Origin of the sequence: Nonomuraea sp. NPDC052265, from assembly GCF_044547985.1 — a bacterium.
Taxonomy (GTDB): Bacteria; Actinomycetota; Actinomycetes; order Streptosporangiales; family Streptosporangiaceae; genus Nonomuraea.
In genome coordinates this window covers 311,787-332,126 of record NZ_JBIUBJ010000004.1, presented here as the reverse complement: position 1 = coordinate 332,126, position 20,340 = coordinate 311,787, and the positions used below count along the sequence as shown (strand labels likewise).

Here is a 20,340-nt window from a genome sequence, read left to right as displayed (position 1 = left end):
GGACGTCCGCGATGCCCGACGGCGGAGGCGTGCCGGCCGCGCTCGCCTCCTTCGCCCGCGCCGCCGCGCGCGAGGCGGCCAGGCTCCGGCACGGCCGCGCGCTGCACCGGCGCGGCCTGCTCGTGGCGGGCACGCTGACGGTCGAGGCGGCGCCCCTGGGGGAGCCGGGCGAGCACGAGGTGCGGGCCCGGCTGTCCAAGGGGCTGTCCCTGCCGGGGCGGCTGCCCGACGTGCTGGGGCTGGCCGTGCGCCTGCCCAACGGGGTCGACCTGCTGTTGTCCACCGGCGCGGGCGGCCTGCCGGTGCCGCGCCGCACCTTCATGTCGGGGCCGTACTCCAGTCTGACGCCCTACGTGTACGGAACCGGACTGTACCGGCTGGTCGCCCGTCCCGAGGGCGAGCGGGTGCCCGCCGATCCCGAGCTGCTGCCCGGCGCGCTGGCCCGCGGCCCGCTGCTGTTCCACCTGTGGGCGGGCGGGCGCTACCTGGCCCGCCTGCGCGTGCACACCGCGCTGCCCGGCGAGGACCTGACGTTCGATCCGGTGCTCAACAGCCGTCCCTGCCTGCGCCCGGCCGGATGGACGGCCCGGTTGCGGCGGGCCGCCTACGAGGGCTCCCGTGAGGGCCGCGGCGCGCCTCCGCCCTGGACCGATCCATGACAAAGACTGGCCGAATCATGTGTGCAAATGCGACATCCTGGGGTATTTGTCCTTTTTGAACCAGGACGAACAATCGGGGGGATCGTCGTGGCTATGCAAACAGAGATCCGAAGCCTGCTCGAGTGCCATGTGATCGGGTCGGACGGACATTCGATCGGCAAGGTGGGCCAGGTCTACCTCAGTGACCGCACCGGTGAGCCGGAGTGGGTGACGGTTCGCACGGGGTTCTTCGGCATGAAGCAGACCTTCGTGCCTCTGGCCAACGCCCGCCGTTCCGGGGACGAGATCAGGGTCCCCTTCGACAAGGAGATGATCAAGGGCGCGCCCAACATCGACGTGGACGGCCGCCTGTCGCTGGAGGAGGAGGCCGAGCTCTACCGGTACTACGGGATGCAGCCGTCCACCATCCCGTCGCAGCGCTCGCCCGCCGCGGGGGAGCGGCAGGCCCAGCGGCCCATTGGGGAGCCGCGGACGACCGAGGAGCCCGGCCGGCGTACCGGCATGACCGGACAGACGGGCCAGGCGGGCCAGGCGGGCCAGGCGGCCCCGACCGGTCGGACCGGACAGCCCGGCAAGCTGCACGGCCGGGACGTGGGCGACCGTGACATCGACATGACCACGTCCGAGGAGCAGCTCCACGTCGGCAAGGAGAGCCGCGAGACCGGGCACGTCCGGCTGCGCAAGTACGTCGAGACCGAGAACGTCCAGGAGAGGGTGCCGCTCTCGCACGAGGAGGTCGTGATCGAGCGCGAGCCCATCAGGGACGGCGAGCCCGGCACGTACGAGATCGGCGAGGACGAGCAGCAGATCACCCTGCACGAGGAGCGGCCGGTGATCGGCAAGGAGACCAGGCCGGTCGAGCACATCCGCGTGCACAAGGAGACCGTCCAGCACGAGGAGACCGTCGAGGGCCAGGTCAGGAGGGAACGCCTGGAGGTCGACGAGGACGGCAACGCCCGCGAGCACACCCGCAACCGCGGGGACGACCTTCCGCCGAAGCGGTAGGAGGCCGTTGCCGGCGGGAGGCGGCAGGAGGTCGTTCCCGGTCCCGCGCGGGGGCGCCCACGCGCCCCCGCCTCACCACGCCCGCCACCGGCCCACGCCCACCGAGTGCGTGAGTGGAAGACGAATTCTCCGCCCGCTCACCGTCCGTAGATTTCGAGTTCGTTCAGCATGCTGCAGGAGTCGCCGATCTCGGCGTCGCAGTCGTCGGTCGGCTCGGTGACGATCATGACGTGCGCGCCGGTGCGGGCCACTGTGTGGTAGCGCATGGCGTAGTCGGTCCGGTCCTCGACGGTCACGACGGGCTCGCCCCAGGTGTGGCCGTCGGCGGAGACGTACACGCGGGCGCCGGCCGGATGCCCGGGGCGCAGGCTGATGCCGACGCGGTTGATCGCGTACGGGCGGTCGAGATGCAGGACGTACCGGCCGGGGCCGGCGGCCACGGCGCCGGACCAGTAGTCGGTGCTGCCGTCGAAGGCGCCCGCCGGGCCGGTGCGCGGCCGGCCGGGGCGGGTCCACCGCATGTCGGTCTCCACCTTGAGCGCGCCCCGGTGGTAGAGGCCGGCCAGGTCCAGCAGGTCGGGGCCGGGGGCGGTGACGGTGAACAGGCGGCGCTTGATGGCGTACCAGCCGCCGTTCTCGAACCTGCCGTGAGCCGGGCAGGCCGACTCGTTGAGCAGCCCGTCGGGACGCACGCCGGGCAGCTTGCAGTTGTCGAACACCTGGATCAGCCGGTGCGGGCCGACCGCGGCCACGGCGGTGTAGCCGGAGGAGCCGTGCACGTCCCGCAGGCCGTCGCTGTTGCGGTACGTCACCGTCTGCTGCCGCCACTCCTCGCCGATCCCGTCGGGGGCGACCGCCAGCCAGTTGTGCGGACGCCCGGCGCTGAGCACGAGCACGCCGTCCGGCATCAGCAGCAGCCGCGGCGCCACGCCGCGCACCAGGCAGTCCTGGCCGTCGATGCGCAGCGGACGGACCGGCGACCAGGTGCGGCCGCCGTCGGACGAGCGGCTCTGGTGCAGGGTGGAGGGCGGCTCGCCGTCCCTGCGCAGCACCGCCAGCAGGGAGCCGTCGAGCGTCTGGGCGAGGGCGGTCTCGTTGTAGACGAAGGGCGCCTGGGGAGGGGCGATCACGCCGCGCCGGGCGAACGTGCGGCCGCCGTCGTCGCTGGCGAACACCTCCGGCTGGTACGTCTCGGTGTCGCCCTGGCGGATGTAGGCCGTGAACAGGATCGTGCCGTCGGCGAGCTGGATCGGCAGGCCGTGCGCGGCGCCGCCGGCGGCCTCGGCGTCCGGTGAGGAGACCGTCGCCTCCCAGCGCACCCAGCTCTCGCCGTCGAGGGAGCGGGAGGAGAGCACGCCGAGCTTGGCGGTGCCCGGCCCGGAGCGCCGCAGGTAGTACTCCAGGGCGAGCAGCGTGCCGTCGCGCAGCTCGATCGGCGCCTCCCGCAGCGGGGTCCGGTTGCTCGCGCCGAACGTGACGCCGCCGTCGTCGGAGGTCGCCGACTCGCTGGAGAGGGTGACGACCTTGTCCACGTTGGTGGCGTAGGTGACGAGGAGCTTGCGCACCGGCACGCCGCCACGGCCCACCGTGTCGAGGGCCGCCACGCTCGGGAACCCGGCGAAGTCGAGCCGCTGCTCCGACGACGGCTCGCGCTCGGCCGGCGTCGGATACGGATAAATCCACCGCGGTGAGACATCAGTGTCGGTCAGGTAAGGCCCCTCCGGGACCGACTTGCCGGTGAACTCCGGCAGACGGCAGAACGTCTCCGGGTCGTGCGCCACCCCGTGGGCCGCGGGCAGGCCGGCGGCCAGGAACACCGCCGCTAGCGCGGCTCTGGGTATCGCCACCGGGCACTCCTTCCTCTCGTGGCCGCTCGCGGCGGCCGCCTCGCGACGGGCGAGGGCTCTGCCTTATCTCTGCCCCCGTCAGGCTCCGTTCATTTCGCCGAGTCCCTTCGTTCGCTTTCGTCCCAGGGTTGCCAACCGTGGATCCCATAGATATTCGTTAAGTGTCAGTTGACAGCGACGGGGCAGGAACCGAGTATCGGAGCTGCAGGATTAAGTGGCAATTTACGCAGGAGGGACCCTCGGGTCTGGAGGTGGCCTCAGATGAGCATCGAGCCCAGGGCGCGAGTCGCCCCGCAGCGCGTGCCGCCGGTCTGGGAGGCGGACCCGGTGCCGGTGGCGCCGGAGACGGCGGCGCAGCAGAAGGTCGTCCAGCGCATCTGCGCCAGGGTGGCCCCCGAAGGGGTCGAGGTCGGCGTCGGCGAGCTGCCGCCCGGCGGCCTGCAGGTGTGGATCGACGCCCCCGTCCACGTCGACCCGCGCGAGTCATGGGTGCTCCACCACCGCATGGCCCGCGAGGTCAGCCTGGTCGGCTGGCACTGCGAGGCCGACAGCGACCGGCTGTTGGTGCTCGGCTGGAGCGCCGCCTGTCTGCACAACCGCATCCGGCTGCTGCAGAGCGGCCTGAAGCGACTGTCCGACTTCGAGCACACCGCGCAGCGGGCCGTGCAACTGGAGGGCGAGGACCCGCGCGGCCGCGCCGCGGCCGAGGTCGCCGCCGCGACCCGCGCCGCCGTCGAGCGCCGGCTGCGCTGGCCGGCCCGGCTGGCCGAGCTCGACGGGTTCGACCGCAGCTCGGGCCTGGCCCACCTGCAACTGCTCCTGGCCCAGGTGGTCGGGCTGGAGTCGAAGGTGGCCGCGGCCTGCGAAGAGCACCTGATCATGGCCCGCGCCCTCGCGTGGGCCGTCTGCGAGCACTACTCCGCCCACGGCGACCTGCCCAGGGCGCAGCGCGAGGTGCTGGCCGAGACCCGCCGGTGGGTGCACGCCAGCTCGATCATCCGCGGCACGGCCACCGTACGGCCGGCCGGCGTGCCCCGTCCGCACATGGGGCTGACCGAACGCCGGATCGCCGCCAGCGTCATCAACCACGGCGTGCCGAGGGCGACCCCCACGGCCGTCATCCCCCGCTCCGGCCACCAGGAGGGCACGTGACGACCCAGGTGCCGCTCCACGGCGGGCGGCAGCACGCACAACCCGTACGAACCCTGTAGGAGAGCTCCCGTCATGCGAACCCCACCGCATCTGCCCGCGCTCGTCCGGCACGAGTCACCCGACACCGAACGCACCCGCGCCCGCCGCCACCCGTACGGCCCGCACGAGGTGCCCGTGCAGGCCGCGCCGCGCGGCTCACTCGACTTCCCCGCCCCCGCGGCCGTCCCGTCCGCGCCCTTCGAGGCGTTCACGGAGCAGCGGCTGCGTGAGATCAGGGAGATGTCCACCCAGGCCATCGGCTCCATCGACGACCTCCTCCAGCACACCGCCTGACGTGATTTCGCATCCCCCGAGGAGAGCCATGCAGGGACTATCGCGAGTGGAACTGCGGCCGCGTGACGTGGGCGCCCACCGACCGCGTTCGCTGGCGGGCACCGAGACCCCGCACACCCTGGACGAGGTACGCGCCCTCGTCCGCCGGGCCATGGTGAGCAAGAGCCGCCTCTACCCGGTCAGCACCGGCAGGAACTGGGGCATGGGCTCCGCGCTGCCGGTCACCGAGGACAACGTCGTCGTCGACCTCAGCCAGATGAACCGCATCCGCGGCCTCGACCTGGAGACCGGCCACGCCGTCATCGAACCCGGTGTGACCCAGGCCCAGCTCGCCGAGGCGCTCCGGGACACGCCCTGGATGCTCAACGTCACGGCCTCCTGCGCCGACACCTCCGTCATCGGCAACGCCCTCGAACGCGGCGACGGCTGCTTCCGCTCGCGCGTCCACGACGTGGCCGGCATCGAGGCCGTGCTGGCCGACGGCAGCGTGATCACCACCGGCGGGCTCGACCCCACCGGCGTCTACCACGGCCGGGTGGCCGGGCCGGACCTGACGGCCGCGTTCGTCCAGCACAACCTGGGCGTCGTCACCGCCATGGCCGTCGCGCTGGTGCCTCGCCCGGAGACGGTCGGGCTCGTGCACGCGCGCATCCGGCGCGACCAGATCGGCGCCGCGATCGGCGCGATGACCGGGTTCCTGCGCCGCGGCAACCCCGCCGACGGGCTCATGCGGATCCGCGAGCTCGCCCTCGCGCCCGCCCGCGACAACGGCTGGCTGCTGCCGCAGGGCGTGGACACCGGCAAGTTCACCGTCCTCGGGCCGCTGCTCGGCACCGACGCCGCCGTCGAGCTGGCCGAGGAGATGCTGCGCAAGGCGCTCATCGAGGTCGAGGGCGGCGAGACGCTGCGCGTCCTCGACGCCGCCGCGGTCGGCCCCGACGACCCGCTCTACACCAGGGCGCTCACCGCCCAGGGCATCCCGACCTGCCAGGGCGTGCGCAACGCGCTCGGCGTCACCTCGTGCGAGCAGATCGACGCCGGCCGCATGGGCTTCCTCGTGCTGCTGCCGCTGATGCCGCTGCACGCCACGAAGACCGAGCGCATCATCGAAGCCCTGCAGACCGCGGTCGACACCCACGGCATCGCCCTGATGGTGGAGTGGAACCTGGTCAGCTCGCACATGGCCAACGCCGTCATCCAGATCTTCTTCGACGCGGCCGACCCCGACGCCGCCCACCGCGCCCACCAGCTCCGCAACGACGCGGGCTGCCTGCTGCGCGGGCACGGCTGCGCCATCTACCGCTCCGACATCGACCACGCCGCCGCCGACGTCTGGTCCGAGACCAGCACCGCCAGCCTCGGCATGCTCCACCGGCTCAAGACCGCTCTCGACCCGGACGGCCTGCTCTCTCCCGGCCGTTACGGCGCCTGACCCCGAACCACCCCCACGCCGGTCGCACCACCGGAGTGTGCCGGCCGGCGTGGAACCCGAGGCTTTCCTGCGAGGAGGACCGAGTGCGTGAGACACCAGTGGCCGTCAGAGGAGCCGGGGTGACCCGCCGTCACGCCGTCATGCTGCGGCTGGTCGGCGCGGGCGTGATGCTGACCGTGATGGCCGACACCACGGCCACCACCCTGGCCGTCGGCGTGCTGCGTTACACCCCCGCGGGCGCCCGCATGCCGCTCGGCGACCTGGTCTGGCTGACCAGCGCCGCCTTCATCCCGATCGCCGCGTTGCTGGCCACGGCCGGGCGCTGGGCCGACCTGTTCGGCCGTCGCCGGGTGCTGGCGTTCGGGCTGGTGGTGTTCGTGGCCGGCGGGGTCGCCACCGTGGCCGCGTCGTCCTGGTCGTTCGTGCTGGCCGCACGGGCGGTGCAGGGCGCGGGCGCGGCGGCGATGATCCCGGCCAGCCTGGGGCTGCTGCTCGGCGAGCTGCCCGAGTCGCAGCGCCGGGGCGCGATCGCCCTGTGGAGCTCGGCCTCCGGGCTCGGCTGCCTGCTCATGCAGGCCGGCGGCGGCTGGCTGGCCGCCACCGTCGACTGGCGCGCCCTGTTCGTGCCCGACGTCGTCATCGGCATCGCGCTCCTGATCGCCTGCGCCGCGCTCCCGTCCGGCCGGCGCACCGGGGCCAAGGGCGTGCCGGACGTGCTCGGAGCGTGGCTGCTGGCCGCCGGGATCGCGGTGATCGTGCTGGCCATCTCCAAGGCCATGGCCTGGGGCCTGGACGTCGTGTGGCTGGCCGTCGCGGCCCTCGCGCTGCTCGGCGGCGCGCTGGCCCAGGCCAGGCACCACCGCCTGCCCGCCATCGACCTGGCGCTGTGGCGGCAGCGCAAGTTCGTCTGGGGCTGGCTGGCCACCTGGTTCTTCGGCGCCCTGTCGTACGGGCTGCTCACCGTGCAGCCGCTGTACCTGCTCCACCTGGGCTACCCGATGCTGGAGGTGGCCATGTGGCTGACGCCCACCTCGGTGGCCGTCGTCGTGACCAGCTACCTGGCCGGCAAGCTGCTCAAGCACATCGGCGCGTACGGCCTCATCTACGCCGGCTCGCTGCTGTGCGGCGGCGCCTGCGTGCTCGTGCTGACCCAGTCCGGGCCCACCGTGTGGGGCCTGATCGCCAGCGTCGTGGTCGGCATGGGCGTCGGCGCGCTGGCGCCGGGCACCTCCGTGGCCACCACCCTGGCCGCCCACCCCAGCCAGTACGCCTCCGCCGTCGGCGCCGCCACCATGGCCCGCATGGTCGGCGGGGCCGTCGGCATCGCCGTGGTGTCCCTCGTCATCGACCACCCGTTCATCCTCACCGGCCCGCTGGCCGGGCTGGCCGGCGCGCTCGCCATGTGCGTGGCCATCTCGGTGTTCATCGGGGCCATCGCACTCACCAAGATCACCCGGCTGCGGACCGACCCGGGCGACGACATGATCAAGGTGCCGCGCCGGCTGCTGCTGGAGTTGCGCATGACCCTCGCCACCGTCGCGGCGGAGGCCGACGCGCTGCTGCCTGCCGAGACCCGCACGACCCCCAGGGATCACATCCCGAGGCCCCGGGCGGCCGAGAGCTCGGAGACCTACGGAACCACGCACGTCTAGTTCAACCTCAAGAAGGGCTCTCGTCATGGCAACCACATCGTGCGACGTGGCCATCGTCGGCGCCGGGCTCGGCGGCTGCTTCCTCGCACTGCTGCTGCGCCGCCGCGGACAGCGCGTCGTCGTCATCGAGCAGGGACCCTCGATCCCGAGCGCGGGCGCCGACTTCCTCAAGCCCCCCGGCCTGCGGGTGCTGGCCCGCCACGGGCTGGCCGAGCTCGTCGAGCGCCACGGCCTGCGGCGCGACCTCATCCGCTACTACCACGACGGCGAGCCGATCAGGGAGTGCCGCTTCCCCGACGGCGGCTTCCTCATCCGCCCCTACCGCGAGCTGGTCGAGCTCATCTACGCCTGCTGCGCGATGGAGGGCGTCGAGTTCTGCTTCGACGCCGCCATCGAGCACGTCGAGCGCGACGGCGACCGCATCGAGCTGCTGACGCTGTCCGACGGCAGCCGGCTGCGCGCCGACGTGGTCGTGGGCGCCGACGGCACGAAGTCGGCCGTGCGCCGGGCGCTCGACATCGACCAGGTCGCCATGCCGTACGACCGGCTGCTGATGCGGGTGGCCACCGTGCCGCTGAGCGCCAGCGTCGCCCAGCTCAACCGGCTCTACTTCAGCTCCGGCGGCTGGCTCGCCTACCTCTACCCGCTCGACAGGGACCAGGCCCGGGTGTTCGTCGGCCTGCCCCCCGAGCAGGACCACGAGGTCTTCGGCCGGGGCACCACCAGCCTGCCCGACATGCTGAAGGGCTTCGTCACCGACAGCACCGACGCCTTCGCCTCCCTCCACGCCGCCGCCTGGCAGCCGATCAAGGTCTCGTCGCTGCGGGTGGGGGCCTACCACAGGGGCAACGCCGCGCTGCTCGGCTCGGCCGCCTTCGCCTGCCACCCCATGACCGGCATGGGCATGAGCTACACGCTGTACGACGCCGAGATCCTGGCCGACGTCATCTCCGCGGCCGGCGGCGACCTGCCGCTGCTGGACAAGCTGCTCCAGGCCCGCTACGAGCCGCGCCGGCAGGCGCACCGCCAGCTCATCGACTACGGCGACGCCCTGGCCACCACGTTCCACGACCGGCGGGCGTACCTGCGGGCCTTCCGCGCCGACCTGCACATCTACGGCGACGAGGCCGCCCCGCGCACGACGCCCGCGCTGCAGCCGATCTGACCCTCTCCGCCCTCCGGAGGAGGTGGCCGCGCCCCCGCCGGGTCAGAGCCCGGCGGGCGGGGCGGCCGGACCCCGGTAGGGCAGGGTCTGGCTGTAGACGATGTTGGTCGTGGTGCCGCCGAACCCGGCCAGCTCGTCGATGACGCGTTCGAGGTGCGGCATCGAGCCCGCGGCGACCTTCAGCGTGTAGCAGTCCTCGCCCGTGGTGCGCAGGCATTCGAGGATCTCCGGGCGCTCGCCGAGCAGGCGGCGCAGCGGCTCGTGCCGGCTGCCGGGATACTTCAGGCGCACGACGGCCAGCACGCCGAACCCGACCTTGCCCAGATCGACCTCGGCCCGGTAGCCCGCGATGACGCCCAGCGCCTCCAGCCGCCTGACCCGCTCGGTCGTCGCCGAGGCGCTGAGGTTGACCCGGCGGCCCAGCTCGGTCAGGGGCAGCCGGCCCTCCCGCTGGAGCTCCACCAGGATCGCCCAGTCGGTCTCGTCGAGATCCTCGGCCATCCTGCGAATATACCGGCAGATCCACGGCGATCCCCGCCGTACGCCGTGAGCAGGGCCTTCAGCCGTACGGGACGGCCTGGATAGCCTTCGGTGTCATGAGAATCGGCGTGAACGTACCGAACTTCGGGCCCGGCACCGACCCGGCCACGCTGCGACGATGGGCGCAGACCGTCGAGGCCCTCGGCTACGACCTGCTGATGATCTCCGACCACGTCGCGGTCACGCCCGACGTCGCCGAGCAGTACCCGGCCCCCTTCTACGAGCCGTTCACCACGCTCACCTGGCTGGCCGGGATCACCACGCGGGTCAGGCTCGGCACCTCGGTGCTCATCGTGCCGTACCGGCATCCGCTGCTCATGGCCCGGATGGCGGCCAACCTCGACCGGTTCAGCGGCGGGCGGCTGGTGCTCGGCGTGGGCGTCGGCTGGGCGCGGCAGGAGTTCGAGGCGCTCGGGGTGCCGTTCGAGCGGCGCGGGCGGCTGACCGACGACCACCTCCTGGCCATGCGCGCCGCCTGGTCGGCCGAGGACGACTACCGCGCCGGGCCGATCCCCTTCTGGGTCGGCGGCAACGGCGAGGCCGGCCTGCGCCGCGCCGTACGGCTCGGCCAGGCGTGGCACCCCCTGCGCAACACCCTGCCATGGTTGCGGGAGGGCGCCCGGCGACTGGCGGACACCGCCGCCGAACTCGGCCGCCCGGCGCCCGCGTTCGCGCCCCGCATCCTGCTGCGCCTGACCGCCGAGCCCGTCACCGGCCCTGACCGCCGCGCCGGGGAGGGCACCCTCGACCAGGTCCTGGCCGACCTCGACGAGCTGCGGCTGCTCGGCGCCGACACCGTTGTGCTCGACCCGTTCGCCGGTGACCCCGCCGAGACGCTGCACCCCCAGGCGGCCTGGCACGCCCTCGCCACCGTGGCCGACCACTGGGACCTCGACACCCGCGACCCGTCCGAGGAGGACGAACATGACACCCGATGACGAGACCTTCCTGCGCCGGGCCATCGAGCTCGCCGCCCGCGCCCGCGCGAGCGGCGAGGCCCCCTTCGGCTCGCTGCTGGCCGGCCCCGGCGGCGACGTGCTGGCCGAGGAGCACAACACGGTCCTCGGCGACCGCGACATCTCCGCCCACCCCGAGCTGAAGCTCGCCCGCTGGGCCGCCCGCGAGCTCGACCCCGACACCGCGGCGGCCACCACCATGTACACGAGCTGCCAGCCGTGCGGCATGTGCGCGGGCGCCATCGAACGCTCCGGCCTCGGCCGCGTGGTGTACGCGCTGTCGAACGAGCAGCTCGCCCGCCTCAAGCCCGGCCCCGGCTGGCCGCACGTGCCACAGGAGGGCCCGGCCCTGTACGCCGAGGCCGCCGCGCTGCTGGAGGGCTACTACCGCTGACCCGTACGGCCCGGCCGGGGCCGCCGATGGTAGGGTCTGCCCCACCGCCAGGACGGGTGACAGCGGGGGTCCGCCGGAGCGCCGTCGCCGCGATGCTGGAAGTGATCAGACCGGCCTCACCAGCATCGGAGAGAACCTTGACCGTGGTGGAAACCCCTCGCGCAGCGTCCCGGGGGAGCGACTTCGCGCGGCTGTCGCGCCGCATCGCCCAGGCGGGGCTGATGGAGCGGCGGCCCGCCTACTACGTGATCAGGATCGGCCTGGTGGCCGCCCTGTTCGCCGGAGGGTGGACGCTGTTCGCCACGGTCGGCGACTCCTGGTGGCAGCTCGGCGTCGCCGCGCTGCTGGCCGTCGCCTTCGCCCAGGTCACGCTGCTGGCCCACGACCTGGCGCACGGCCAGGTGTTCCGGTCGCGGCGCCGGAGCAGGATCGCCGGGCTGGTGGTCGGCAACCTGACCGTCGGGCTCAGCTACGGCTGGTGGATGGACAAGCACACCCGCCACCACGCCAACCCCAACCACGAGGACCACGACCCCGACGTCGCGCCCGACATCCTCATCTGGTCGCGGCGGCAGGCCGAGGCCAGCCGGGGGCTGCCCCGCTTCATCGGCCGCCGGCAGGCGTTCCTGTTCTTCCCCCTGCTCACCCTTGAGGGGCTGAACCTGAAGGTGGCCGGCTTCCGCGCGCTGTCCAGGGTGAAGGGGGGCCGTACCGAGGGGCTGCTGCTGGTCCTGCACAACCTGGCCTACCTGGCCGGGGTGTTCGCGGTGCTGCCGCCCGGCAAGGCGCTCGTCTTCCTCGCCGTGCACCAGGCCTGCTACGGCGTCTACCTGGGCTGCACGTTCGCCCCCAACCACAAGGGCATGCCGGTGCTCACCGCCGAGGACTCCCTGGACTTCCTCCGCCGCCAGGTGCTGACCTCCAGGAACGTGCGCGGCGGCCGGCTGATGAACGTCGCGCTCGGCGGGCTCAACTACCAGATCGAGCACCACCTGTTCCCCGGCATGCCCTCGGCCAACCTGCGCCGCGCCCGGCCCCTCGTCCGCGAGTACTGCCGTGAGCTCGGCGTCGAGTACGTCGAGTGCGGGCTCGTCGAGTCGTGGGCCCAGGCCATGCGCCACCTGCACGCCGTCGGGGCGCCGCTGCGCGCGCCTCAGGAGGTGACCACCAGCTCCAGGCCCTCCTGATCCTCCCGGATCGCATGGCCGGCCCCGGCCGGCACCATTCGCAGCGCGAGCAGGACCGCGGTGCGGATGGTCGCGTACTTCACCAGACGGGCGGCCGTCTCGGTGCCGGCCGGACCCCAGACGACCACCACGCCCCGGGACGGATCGAGCCAGACGGTGAGCCCTGTGTAAGGATGGCGGCTGTGACCGCCGCGTCAGTCTGGCTGCGCCTGTCGCGGGCCGTCGTGTTCGCGACGGTCTGCGGTTTCGTGTCCGCGGCGGGGCACCTGCTGGCCGGTGGCGGGGCCGTCCCGCTCTGGGGCGGCGCGCTCGGGGTGCTGGCCGCCCTCGCCGCCGCCGTCCTGATCGACGGGCGCGAGCGCGGCCCCGCGGCGATCCTGGCCGCCACCACGGTCACCCAGCTCGTGCTGCACCAGCTCTTCGAACGCCTAGCGCCCGCCGCCGGCGTCGCCGCCGGGCACGGCCATCCCGCGCCCGCCATGGCGCTGGTCCACCTCACCGTGGCGGCGCTGACGGCGTGGTGGCTGCACCGCGGCGAGCGCGCGCTGTGGCTCATGATCCGCCTGTACGCCGCGCCGCCCCCGATCACCGGCCCGCTGCTCCTCACGCCGGTCGAGGTGACGATCCCGCCGCGGCGCCCTCCGGCGCACGCCGACGTCCCCACTCCGATGGGCAGGACCGCCTGCCGCGCGGTCACCCGGCGAGGACCACCCCGGCGGCTGCGCCTCCGCTGAAGTCCCGCGTCCGGTCAGGACGCGTCCCTCGCCCGTCCGTGCCCGGACGGCGCCCCGGCGCCGCTCCGGCCGTCCGCATCGGAGTCCGCATGAAGTCCTCCTGGCCCTTCCGCCTGGCCGCGCTCGCCTGCGCGGCCCTGCTGGCGGTGCTGCCGTCCACCGCGGCGCTCGCCCACGACGCGCTGAAGAGCAGCTCGCCGGCCAAGAACGCCCAGCTCTCCACGCTGGAGCAGATAGAGCTGGAGTTCAACGCCCACGTCCAGTTCCCGTTCGTCGTGCTGCACGACGCGGCGGGCAGGGCCGTCGAGGTCGGCAAGCCCCGGCTCGACGGGCCCAAGGTGTTCGCCGACGTGCCCCGCGGGCCCGCGCCCGGTTCGTACGTGATCGCCTGGCGTGTCGTGTCCTCGGACGGACACCCGATCGAAGGCGAAATCCCGTTCGTCATGAAAGGATCAGTTTCTCAACCGGCAGCGGCGCCCTCGCCCGTCGAGGAAGCGCCCGCCGCGACGGGCGTCCCCGGCTGGATCTGGGGCGGGCTGGCGGTGCTCGTCGTGCTGGGCGCGTTCCTCCTGAACAGGGGCGCGCGCCGCGGCCCTGACCGGGAGGACGTGGATGCTGGTTGAGCGGGCCAGGCAGCTCGCGCGGCAGTGGGTGCTCGACGAGGGCGCCGGACTGCCGGGGTTCGAGGGGGCGTTCCTGACCGGGTCCGCGCTGTGGGCGGCGCCCGGCACCGAGCTGGGCCCCACCTCCGACGTGGACGTGATGGTGGTCGCCGACCCGCCGCCCGCGATCGGCAAGTTCCGCTACGAGGGCGTCCTGCTGGAGGTCTCCGGCATCCCTCGCGTCGGCTCCACCCACGAGGTGCTGAGCGACTACCACCTGGCCGGCAGCTTCCACCTGCCCAGCGTGCTGGCCGACCCGACCGGGCGGCTGGGCGAGATCCAGCGCCTGGTGGCCCGCGACTTCGCCGAGCGGCCCTGGATCATCGCCCGCTGCACGCAGGCGATGGACCGCGTGCGCGGCTGGATCAACTCCATGGACGAGAACGCGCCCGTCCCCGAGCAGGTGGCGGCGTGGTTGTTCGGCACCGGCGTGACCACGCACGTCCTGCTGGTGGCCGGGCTGCGCAACCCGACCGTGCGCCGCCGGTACGCCGCCGTGCGCGACCTGCTGGCCGGGCACGGCCGGCTGGACTGGCACGAGCACCTGCTCGACCTGCTGGGCTGCGCGCGGATGACCGCCCAGCGGGTGGAGCGGCACCTGGCGGCGCTGGAGGAGGTCTTCGACGCGACGGCCGGGCTGGAGGCGCCCTCCTACCGCTTCACCTCCGACATCACGCCGCAGGCGCGTCCGGTGGCCATCGACGGCAGCCGTGAGCTGGTCGCCGCCGGTCTCCACCGGGAGGCGGTCTTCTGGCTGGTCGCCACGTACGCCCGCTGCCTGGACAAACGCGCCGCCGCCGGCGCGCCGGGCGGGTACGAGGAGGGGTTCCAGGAGCTGCTGGCCGACCTCGGCGCCGAGACGTTCGCCGACCGGCGCCGCCGCGGCGACCACGTGCTGGCCACCCTGCCCAGCCTGTGGCAGACGGCCATGGCGCTGTGCTGACGGCACCATGGCGCTGTGCTACGGCACAACGGCGCTGTGCTGACGGCACCAGGGCGCGGTCCTGGCCGGTCCGCGCGCCTCAGGTCCGGCGCAGCGACCGGGTCAGACCGGCGGCGATCGTCGTGGCCAGCACCCAGCCGGCCATGATCAGCCCCCAGGCCAGCCACTGCGCGCCGCCCTGCGGGTTGTAGGCCTTCTCCTGGCCGAGGTCGATGATCGGCAGCAGCAGGTCGAGGGTGTAGACCAGCGCGTGGAACGGCGGCGCCTCACCGGCCTTCAGCGGCGGCGGCACGTCGAGCCCGAACACGGCCGTGCCCGCGGCCAGCAGCGCGAGCAGCCAGGCCGCCGCGCGCAGGGGACGGAAGCCGTAGCCGACGGTGACGTCCTGGAGGTGGCCCCAGAAGCGGGCGTACCAGGGCAGGGCCGCGCGGCGCTGCCGCTGGCCGGCCAGCAGGGTCTCGCGGGCGTCGGCGTCGCCGCCGAGTCGCCGGTACATGGCGGCCAGCTGCTCGTAGGCGCCCGGCAGGTAGCCGTCGGGGTCGGTACGCAGCCAGCGCAGCCGCCGCGCGGCCGGCAACATGGGGTCGAGCACCTCGTACGACAGACCGTCCATGCGCATCGCCCGCGGCCAGCCGCCCGGGTCGTCACGCAGGACGCCGATCCGCGCGTAACGTAAGTCCACCATCCCCTCGACCGGCGCGGCCGGGCGCAGCGCCAGCTCGCGGACCTCCAGCCGCCAGCACTTCAGCGCCACCTCGTCCGGCGCCGCCAGGGTTGCGTCGTCGAGGCACAGGCGGCTGCCGATCTGGGCGCTGGTCAGCCTGATCCGGCCGCGGGCGGAGAAGCCGTCGCAGAGGTTGAGCACCTTGCCCACCGACAGGCCGTTGGCCGACAGGGCCGCCCCGCCGGGGTTGACCAGGGTCGCGCCCTCGAAGTGGACCGGGCCGGTGACCGTGGCGTCGAGCATGCTGAACTCGCCCTCGGCGCGCAGCCCCCGCCAGGCCAGCAGCGAGCCGTTCACGGTGATGCCGTCGGCGGCGACCACCAGGCCGCCGGGGGCGCTCAGCCGCGCGCCCTCCAGGCCGAGGGTGCCGCCGATGACCGAGCGGTTGAGGCGCACCTGGCCCTCGGCCGTCACCCCGGCCAGGAAGAGCCCCGCCTCGGCGTTGAGCCCGGTGGCGCGCAGCGCGAGCCCGCCCGGCCGCCGGATGCGCGAGCCGCGCAGCGTCAGCGGGCCGGACACGCGGGCGAAGCGCACGCTGACCTCGCCGTCGGCCTCCACGTCCCGCGCGAACAGCCCGACCTGGACGATCAGGTTGGACGCCTCCAGGGCCGTGCCGCCCGGCGCGTTCAGGCGGGCCCCGTCCAGCTCGACCGCGCCGCCGATGCGGGCGGAGGCCAGGACGAGCGTGCCGTCGCAGGCGAAGCCGTCCTGGGCGCGCAGGTGGCCGGCCACGTCGAGGTGCTCGCCGTTGAGCGCCGTGCCGGACGGGTGGCTCAGGCGGGCGCCGTTGAGCACGAGGTTGCCGCTGATCCGGCCGCCGGGCAGCCGTAACTCGCCGGTGACGCGGGTGCCGGCCAGTCGCAGGTTGCCCTCGACCTGGACGTTCGAGGCGGTCAGGCCGGGCAGCAGCGAGCCGCTGAGGCTGAGGAAGCGGGTGCGGGCGTGGTAGAGGTCGGGGGCGGCGTCGAAGGCGCAGCCCTGGAAGGTGACGGGGAAGGCGAGCTCGGCGAACGCCAGGTGGAGGACGCCCGTGATCCTCGCCCCCGCCAGGATCAGCCGTGGTTGGGCGGCGGGCTCGTCGAACCCGCCCAGCAGCAGCCCGGCCAGCACCTCGCCCCGGACCGTACGCCCGGCGTCCCAGGACGCGGCGCCGGCGGGGTCGTCGGCGTCGGGGTCGCCGGCGCGCAGGTCGACCGCGCGGCCGTGCGCGAGCGCGGCGGCCACGGCCCGCTCGGCGTCGTTGAGATCGGCGATCGGCACACCGCCATCATCCCCGACCCCACCCCGGGACCGGACCTCCCACCCGAAAGCCCCGCCGCCGACCGTCAGGTCAAGGACCGGACGTCCCCCCTGAATGCCCCGCCGTCGACCCTCAGGTCAGGACCGGACCTCCAGGCCCAGGGCCTCGGCGATGACCGTGGCCTGGAACGGGTCGATGACCGCCTTCTTGAGCGTGAACGTGTGCGGGTCGAGCGTGCTCAGGTCGCTGCCGCGCAGGTCGCACCCGGTGAGGTCGGCGCCGTGCAGCCAGGCGCCCGACAGGTCGGCCCGGCGCAGCTCGGCCCCTTCGAGCCGGGCCCCGGTCAGGTCGGCCTCGCGCAGCCGGACGCCGTGGAAGGCGCTGCCGCGCAGGTCGGCGCCGGGCAGCCCGGTGTAGGACCAGTCGCCGCCCTCGACCTTCAGCAGCCCGTAGGTGCAGCCGTCGAACATGCTGCCGGTCAGCTTGCACCCCCTGAACGTGGCGTCGAACAGCGAGCACCGGCTGAAGAGGCAGTTGAGGAAGCGCGCGTCCTCGTGCGTGGAGACGTTGAGCCGCACGTTCCTGAACGTGCACTCCTCGAACGACGACCCCTGGTCGACCAGCTCGGTCAGATCGACGCCCTGGAACAGGACGCGGTGAAAGGTCTCACCGGTGATCTCCGTCCTGTCCCAGTCGTCGGCGTGGATCGTCGTCTCGATCGGGGGCGCGGGCACCCCGTGCTTGCGGTCGGCCATGCGAACAAACTAGCGGGTCACGCCTTGTTCGCGATGGCCGTGATGAGCGGCTGGACGAGCTTGGCCGCCAGCGGCCCGAACGCCGCCAGGATCAGCACGTACGCCGCCGCCAGGGCCCCGAGGTCGGGATGGGCGCCGGCGCCCACCGCCAGGCCCGCGATGACGATGTTGAACTCGCCGCGCGGGATGAGGGCGATGCCCGCCCGCGCCTGACCGGCCTTGCCGATGCCCGCCCGTCTGGCCGCGTACGTGCCTGTCAGGAGCTTGGTCACCATGCTGACCAGCGCCAGCAGCGCGGCCAGCCCCGCCACCGGCAGGATCTTCGCCGGGTCGGTCTGGAACCCGAAGAACACGAAGAACACCGCCGCGAACAGGTCGCGCAGCGGCGCGAGCAGCGCCTGCGCGTCGTGCGCGAGCTGCCCCGACAGCGCGATCCCGACCAGGAACGCGCCGACCGCCGCCGACACCTGCAGCTGCTGCGCGAGCCCGGCGACCAGCAGCGCCAGCCCGACCACCTTGAGCAGCAGCACCTCGGAGTTGGGGCTCGACACGAACGCCTCGATGAAGCGCCCGAACCGCAGCGCCACGATGAGCACGACGCTCACCGTGCCCAGCGCGATGCCGACCGAGATCGCCCCGCTGACCAGGCTCAGGCCCGCCAGCAAGGTGGTGAGGACCGGCAGGTAGACCGCCATGGTCAGGTCCTCGAACACCAGCAGGGACAGCACCGTCGGCGTCTCCCTGTTACCGATCCACCCGAGATCGGACAGCACCTTGGCGGTGATGCCGGAGGAGGTGGCGTACGTGACGCCCGCCATGGCCACCGCCGCGACCGGCCCCCAGCCCAGCAGGAGCGCGCAGATCGCGCCGGGGGCGGCGTTGAGCACGAGATCGACGATCCCGGCCCGCGCGTTGCTCGTCAGGCTGGTGACCAGCTCGTCGGCGTTGTACTCCAGGCCGAGCGTCAGCAGCAGCAGGACGACGCCCAGTTCCGCGCCGACCGAGATGAACTCCTCGCTGGTGGCCAGCGGCAGCACGCCGCCCGTGCCGAACGCCAGCCCGGCGATCAGGTAGAGCGGGATCGGAGAGATGCCGACGCGCAGCGCAAGCGCGCCCAGAACCCCCAGACCCAGAAGAACAGCACCGAATTCCAGAAAGATGACCGCGGTTTCGTGCACCCGCGGTTACCCGTCAGCCAGGATGCCGGCGACTTCCGCGGTGCTGTCCGCGCTTCCCACCACGACCACGACGTCGCCCTCGCCGAAGACGAAGTCGGGGCCGGGGCTGGCGAACACCTGGCCGGCGCGCACCACGGCGACGATGGACGCGCTGGTACGGGTCCTGACCCGCGCCTCGCCCATGGTGCGCCCGGCGTAGGGGGAGCCGGACGGGATGGGGAGCTGGACGCTGACCAGGCCCTCGACCTGCTGGTGCAGCTGGTTGAGCCGCTGCACGATCCGGGGGGCGCCGAGGAGCTCGGCCAGGGCGTCGGCCTCCTCGTCGTTCAGCCTGACCGTCTGACAGGCGCGGTCGGGGTCGTCCTTGTCGTAGATCACCAGGTCCCGGCGGCCGGTGCGGTGCGAGACGATGCCTACCCGCTGGCCGGCGCGAGTGGTGAAATCGTGCCGCAGCCCGATGCCCGGCAACGCTGTCTGCTCAACCTCCACCTATCCCACCCATCCAAAAAATACGCATATTTTCGGACAACACTACCAATGCTCGCCGCCCCTCCGACCTCCTCGAATCCCGTCCTCCCACCCCGCCCGCCCCCGCCGTACGGCTGCGCGCCCGGCGTCGCATCCCCCGTCCGGCCTGCGGGAACGGGCGGCGAGGGCGGGACACGGGTGGGAGACTGCTGGGAGACTGCTGGGGATGTTGCCGCGGGAGAAGCGAGACGAAGCGATGCCGACCACCTCCTCCATCCGGCTGCTGCTCGTGGAGGACCACGCGATGGTGGCCGAGGCCATCGGCCTGGCGCTCGGCCGGGCCGCGCAAAGCTGCAGTGTGCCCGGTCAAGACAGGCAGTCAGAGGACATCCAGCTGCTCGTCCGAAGCGTCGTCGACTACTCGATCTGCCTTCTCGACCCCTCCGGCCATGTGACCAGCTGGAACGCCGGCGCCGAGCGCATCAAGGGCTACCGGGCCGAGGAGATCATCGGGAGCCACTTCTCGGTCTTCTACCCGCCCGAGGACCTCGCGGCCGGCAAGCCCGCCATGGAGCTGGAGGTCGCCGTCGCCGACGGCCGGTGGGAGGAGGAGGGCTGGCGCGTCCGCAAGGACGGCACCCGGTTCTGGGCCAGCGTGGTCATCACCGCCCTCTACGACGACCGCGGCGAGCTGCGCGGGTTCGGCAAGGTCACCCGCGACCTGACCGAACGCCGCAACGTGGCCCGCGCCCTCGACGAGCGCGGCATGCAGCTGGCCCACCTGGTACGGGCCCAGGAGATGGAACGCCGGCGCATCGCCTACGACGTGCACGACGACACGATCCAGTTCATGGTCGCCGTCGGCATGCGCCTGCGCGCGATGGAGGGCGGCCTCGGCCGCGAGCTGGCCGCCGAGGTCCGGGGGGTCGGCGAGGCCGTCGAGGCCGCCGTCACCATCTTCCGGATCTGCCAGGAGGCGATCACGAACGTGCGCAAGCACGCCCGCGCCACCTCGATCCGGCTGTCGCTGGTCTCGCTCGACCGCGGTGTGCACGTACGGGTGGCCGACGACGGCGCCGGGCTGCCGCCGCGGGCGGAGCAGCCGCTGCGGCACTTCGGGCTGATCGAGATGCGGGAGCGGGCCGAGATCGCGGGCGGCTGGTGGAGCCTGACCGGCCACCCCGGAGCCGGGACCACAGTGGACTTCTGGGTCCCGGCCGTCCCCCACCACCCCTGACCCGATCCCGTCCCCGCCCCGACCTGATCGCCCCTCACCGTCCCCCGACCGGACCCGGCCCGACCCGAGCCGGGAGT

At 73.3% G+C, this 20,340-nt stretch carries 21 protein-coding genes; 14 read left to right on the top strand and 7 right to left on the bottom strand.

The window, feature by feature from the left end; genetic code table 11:
- Positions 1–11: 11 nt before the first annotated feature.
- Both ACIHAD_RS15135 and ACIHAD_RS15130 read left to right on the top strand, forming a co-directional pair.
- Positions 12–659 carry a hypothetical protein gene (locus ACIHAD_RS15135; RefSeq protein ID WP_397355008.1) on the top strand — a complete coding sequence of 216 codons (648 nt, stop codon included), beginning with the start codon at positions 12–14 and terminating at the stop codon, positions 657–659.
- Positions 660–752: 93 nt separating this feature from the next.
- Entirely contained in the window at positions 753–1,664 is a 912-nt protein-coding gene (locus ACIHAD_RS15130; RefSeq protein WP_397355007.1) for a DUF2382 domain-containing protein, read from the top strand.
- Positions 1,665–1,801: 137 nt separating this feature from the next.
- Here ACIHAD_RS15130 and ACIHAD_RS15125 read toward each other — a convergent pair whose 3' ends face one another.
- Positions 1,802–3,511: an exo-alpha-sialidase gene (locus ACIHAD_RS15125; RefSeq protein ID WP_397355006.1), complete on the bottom strand. Its 1,710-nt coding sequence runs from the start codon at positions 3,509–3,511 to the stop codon at positions 1,802–1,804.
- Positions 3,512–3,772: 261 nt separating this feature from the next.
- Between ACIHAD_RS15125 and ACIHAD_RS15120 the strand changes: the two genes are divergently transcribed.
- The 5 genes from ACIHAD_RS15120 to ACIHAD_RS15100 all read left to right on the top strand — a co-directional run bounded on the left by ACIHAD_RS15120 (position 3,773) and on the right by ACIHAD_RS15100 (position 9,245).
- Positions 3,773–4,663, top strand: coding sequence for a hypothetical protein (locus ACIHAD_RS15120; RefSeq protein ID WP_397355005.1), 891 nt, complete (start codon positions 3,773–3,775; stop codon positions 4,661–4,663).
- Between the two features lie 72 nt (positions 4,664–4,735).
- A complete protein-coding gene (locus ACIHAD_RS15115; protein ID WP_397355004.1) occupies positions 4,736–4,996 on the top strand; it encodes a hypothetical protein in 261 nt (86 codons plus the stop codon).
- A 46-nt stretch (positions 4,997–5,042) separates the two neighbouring features.
- Positions 5,043–6,428: an FAD-binding oxidoreductase gene (locus ACIHAD_RS15110; protein WP_397355003.1), complete on the top strand. Its 1,386-nt coding sequence runs from the start codon at positions 5,043–5,045 to the stop codon at positions 6,426–6,428.
- Between the two features lie 83 nt (positions 6,429–6,511).
- Positions 6,512–8,080: an MFS transporter gene (locus ACIHAD_RS15105; protein ID WP_397355002.1), complete on the top strand. Its 1,569-nt coding sequence runs from the start codon at positions 6,512–6,514 to the stop codon at positions 8,078–8,080.
- 25 nt (positions 8,081–8,105) lie between these two features.
- Positions 8,106–9,245, top strand: a complete 1,140-nt coding sequence (locus ACIHAD_RS15100; protein WP_397355001.1) for an FAD-dependent oxidoreductase — start codon at positions 8,106–8,108, stop codon at positions 9,243–9,245.
- 42 nt (positions 9,246–9,287) lie between these two features.
- Here ACIHAD_RS15100 and ACIHAD_RS15095 read toward each other — a convergent pair whose 3' ends face one another.
- Entirely contained in the window at positions 9,288–9,746 is a 459-nt protein-coding gene (locus ACIHAD_RS15095) for an Lrp/AsnC family transcriptional regulator (protein ID WP_397355000.1), read from the bottom strand.
- Between the two features lie 95 nt (positions 9,747–9,841).
- On the opposite strand from ACIHAD_RS15095, the gene ACIHAD_RS15090 reads away from it, so the two are divergent.
- From ACIHAD_RS15090 to ACIHAD_RS15080, 3 genes are all read left to right on the top strand, one after another.
- Positions 9,842–10,723, top strand: coding sequence for an LLM class flavin-dependent oxidoreductase (locus ACIHAD_RS15090; protein ID WP_397354999.1), 882 nt, complete (start codon positions 9,842–9,844; stop codon positions 10,721–10,723).
- Entirely contained in the window at positions 10,710–11,135 is a 426-nt protein-coding gene (locus tag ACIHAD_RS15085) for a nucleoside deaminase (protein WP_397354998.1), read from the top strand. Before ACIHAD_RS15090 ends, ACIHAD_RS15085 begins: the two co-directional genes overlap by 14 nt.
- Positions 11,136–11,356: 221 nt before the next feature.
- Entirely contained in the window at positions 11,357–12,322 is a 966-nt protein-coding gene (locus ACIHAD_RS15080; RefSeq protein WP_397355376.1) for a fatty acid desaturase family protein, read from the top strand.
- Here ACIHAD_RS15080 and ACIHAD_RS15075 read toward each other — a convergent pair.
- The gene (locus ACIHAD_RS15075; protein ID WP_397354997.1) at positions 12,289–12,453 is read right to left on the bottom strand and encodes a hypothetical protein; all 165 of its coding nucleotides are present in this window, start codon (positions 12,451–12,453) and stop codon (positions 12,289–12,291) included. The genes ACIHAD_RS15080 and ACIHAD_RS15075 overlap by 34 nt on opposite strands.
- A gap of 51 nt (positions 12,454–12,504) precedes the next feature.
- Here ACIHAD_RS15075 and ACIHAD_RS15070 point away from each other — a divergent pair, with 51 nt between their 5' ends.
- From ACIHAD_RS15070 to ACIHAD_RS15060, 3 genes are all read left to right on the top strand, one after another.
- Positions 12,505–13,056 carry a hypothetical protein gene (locus tag ACIHAD_RS15070; protein ID WP_397354996.1) on the top strand — a complete coding sequence of 184 codons (552 nt, stop codon included), beginning with the start codon at positions 12,505–12,507 and terminating at the stop codon, positions 13,054–13,056.
- A gap of 89 nt (positions 13,057–13,145) precedes the next feature.
- Complete coding sequence (locus tag ACIHAD_RS15065; protein ID WP_397354995.1) at positions 13,146–13,679, top strand: copper resistance protein CopC; 534 nt, start codon at positions 13,146–13,148, stop codon at positions 13,677–13,679.
- Positions 13,669–14,661: a hypothetical protein gene (locus ACIHAD_RS15060; RefSeq protein WP_397354994.1), complete on the top strand. Its 993-nt coding sequence runs from the start codon at positions 13,669–13,671 to the stop codon at positions 14,659–14,661. The genes ACIHAD_RS15065 and ACIHAD_RS15060 overlap by 11 nt, the downstream gene beginning before the upstream one ends.
- A gap of 79 nt (positions 14,662–14,740) precedes the next feature.
- On the opposite strand, the gene ACIHAD_RS15055 is transcribed toward ACIHAD_RS15060, so the two are convergent.
- The 4 genes from ACIHAD_RS15055 to ACIHAD_RS15040 form a co-directional block, all read right to left on the bottom strand.
- A complete protein-coding gene (locus tag ACIHAD_RS15055; RefSeq protein ID WP_397354993.1) occupies positions 14,741–16,645 on the bottom strand; it encodes a hypothetical protein in 1,905 nt (634 codons plus the stop codon).
- A 117-nt stretch (positions 16,646–16,762) separates the two neighbouring features.
- Positions 16,763–17,380, bottom strand: coding sequence for a pentapeptide repeat-containing protein (locus tag ACIHAD_RS15050; protein WP_397354992.1), 618 nt, complete (start codon positions 17,378–17,380; stop codon positions 16,763–16,765).
- A 17-nt stretch (positions 17,381–17,397) separates the two neighbouring features.
- Positions 17,398–18,558, bottom strand: a complete 1,161-nt coding sequence (locus ACIHAD_RS15045) for a cation:proton antiporter (RefSeq protein WP_397354991.1) — start codon at positions 18,556–18,558, stop codon at positions 17,398–17,400.
- A gap of 6 nt (positions 18,559–18,564) precedes the next feature.
- Positions 18,565–19,047: a cation:proton antiporter regulatory subunit gene (locus ACIHAD_RS15040; RefSeq protein WP_397354990.1), complete on the bottom strand. Its 483-nt coding sequence runs from the start codon at positions 19,045–19,047 to the stop codon at positions 18,565–18,567.
- A gap of 235 nt (positions 19,048–19,282) precedes the next feature.
- Here ACIHAD_RS15040 and ACIHAD_RS15035 point away from each other — a divergent pair, with 235 nt between their 5' ends.
- Complete coding sequence (locus tag ACIHAD_RS15035; protein ID WP_397354988.1) at positions 19,283–20,263, top strand: PAS domain S-box protein; 981 nt, start codon at positions 19,283–19,285, stop codon at positions 20,261–20,263.
- Positions 20,264–20,340: the final 77 nt, after the last annotated feature.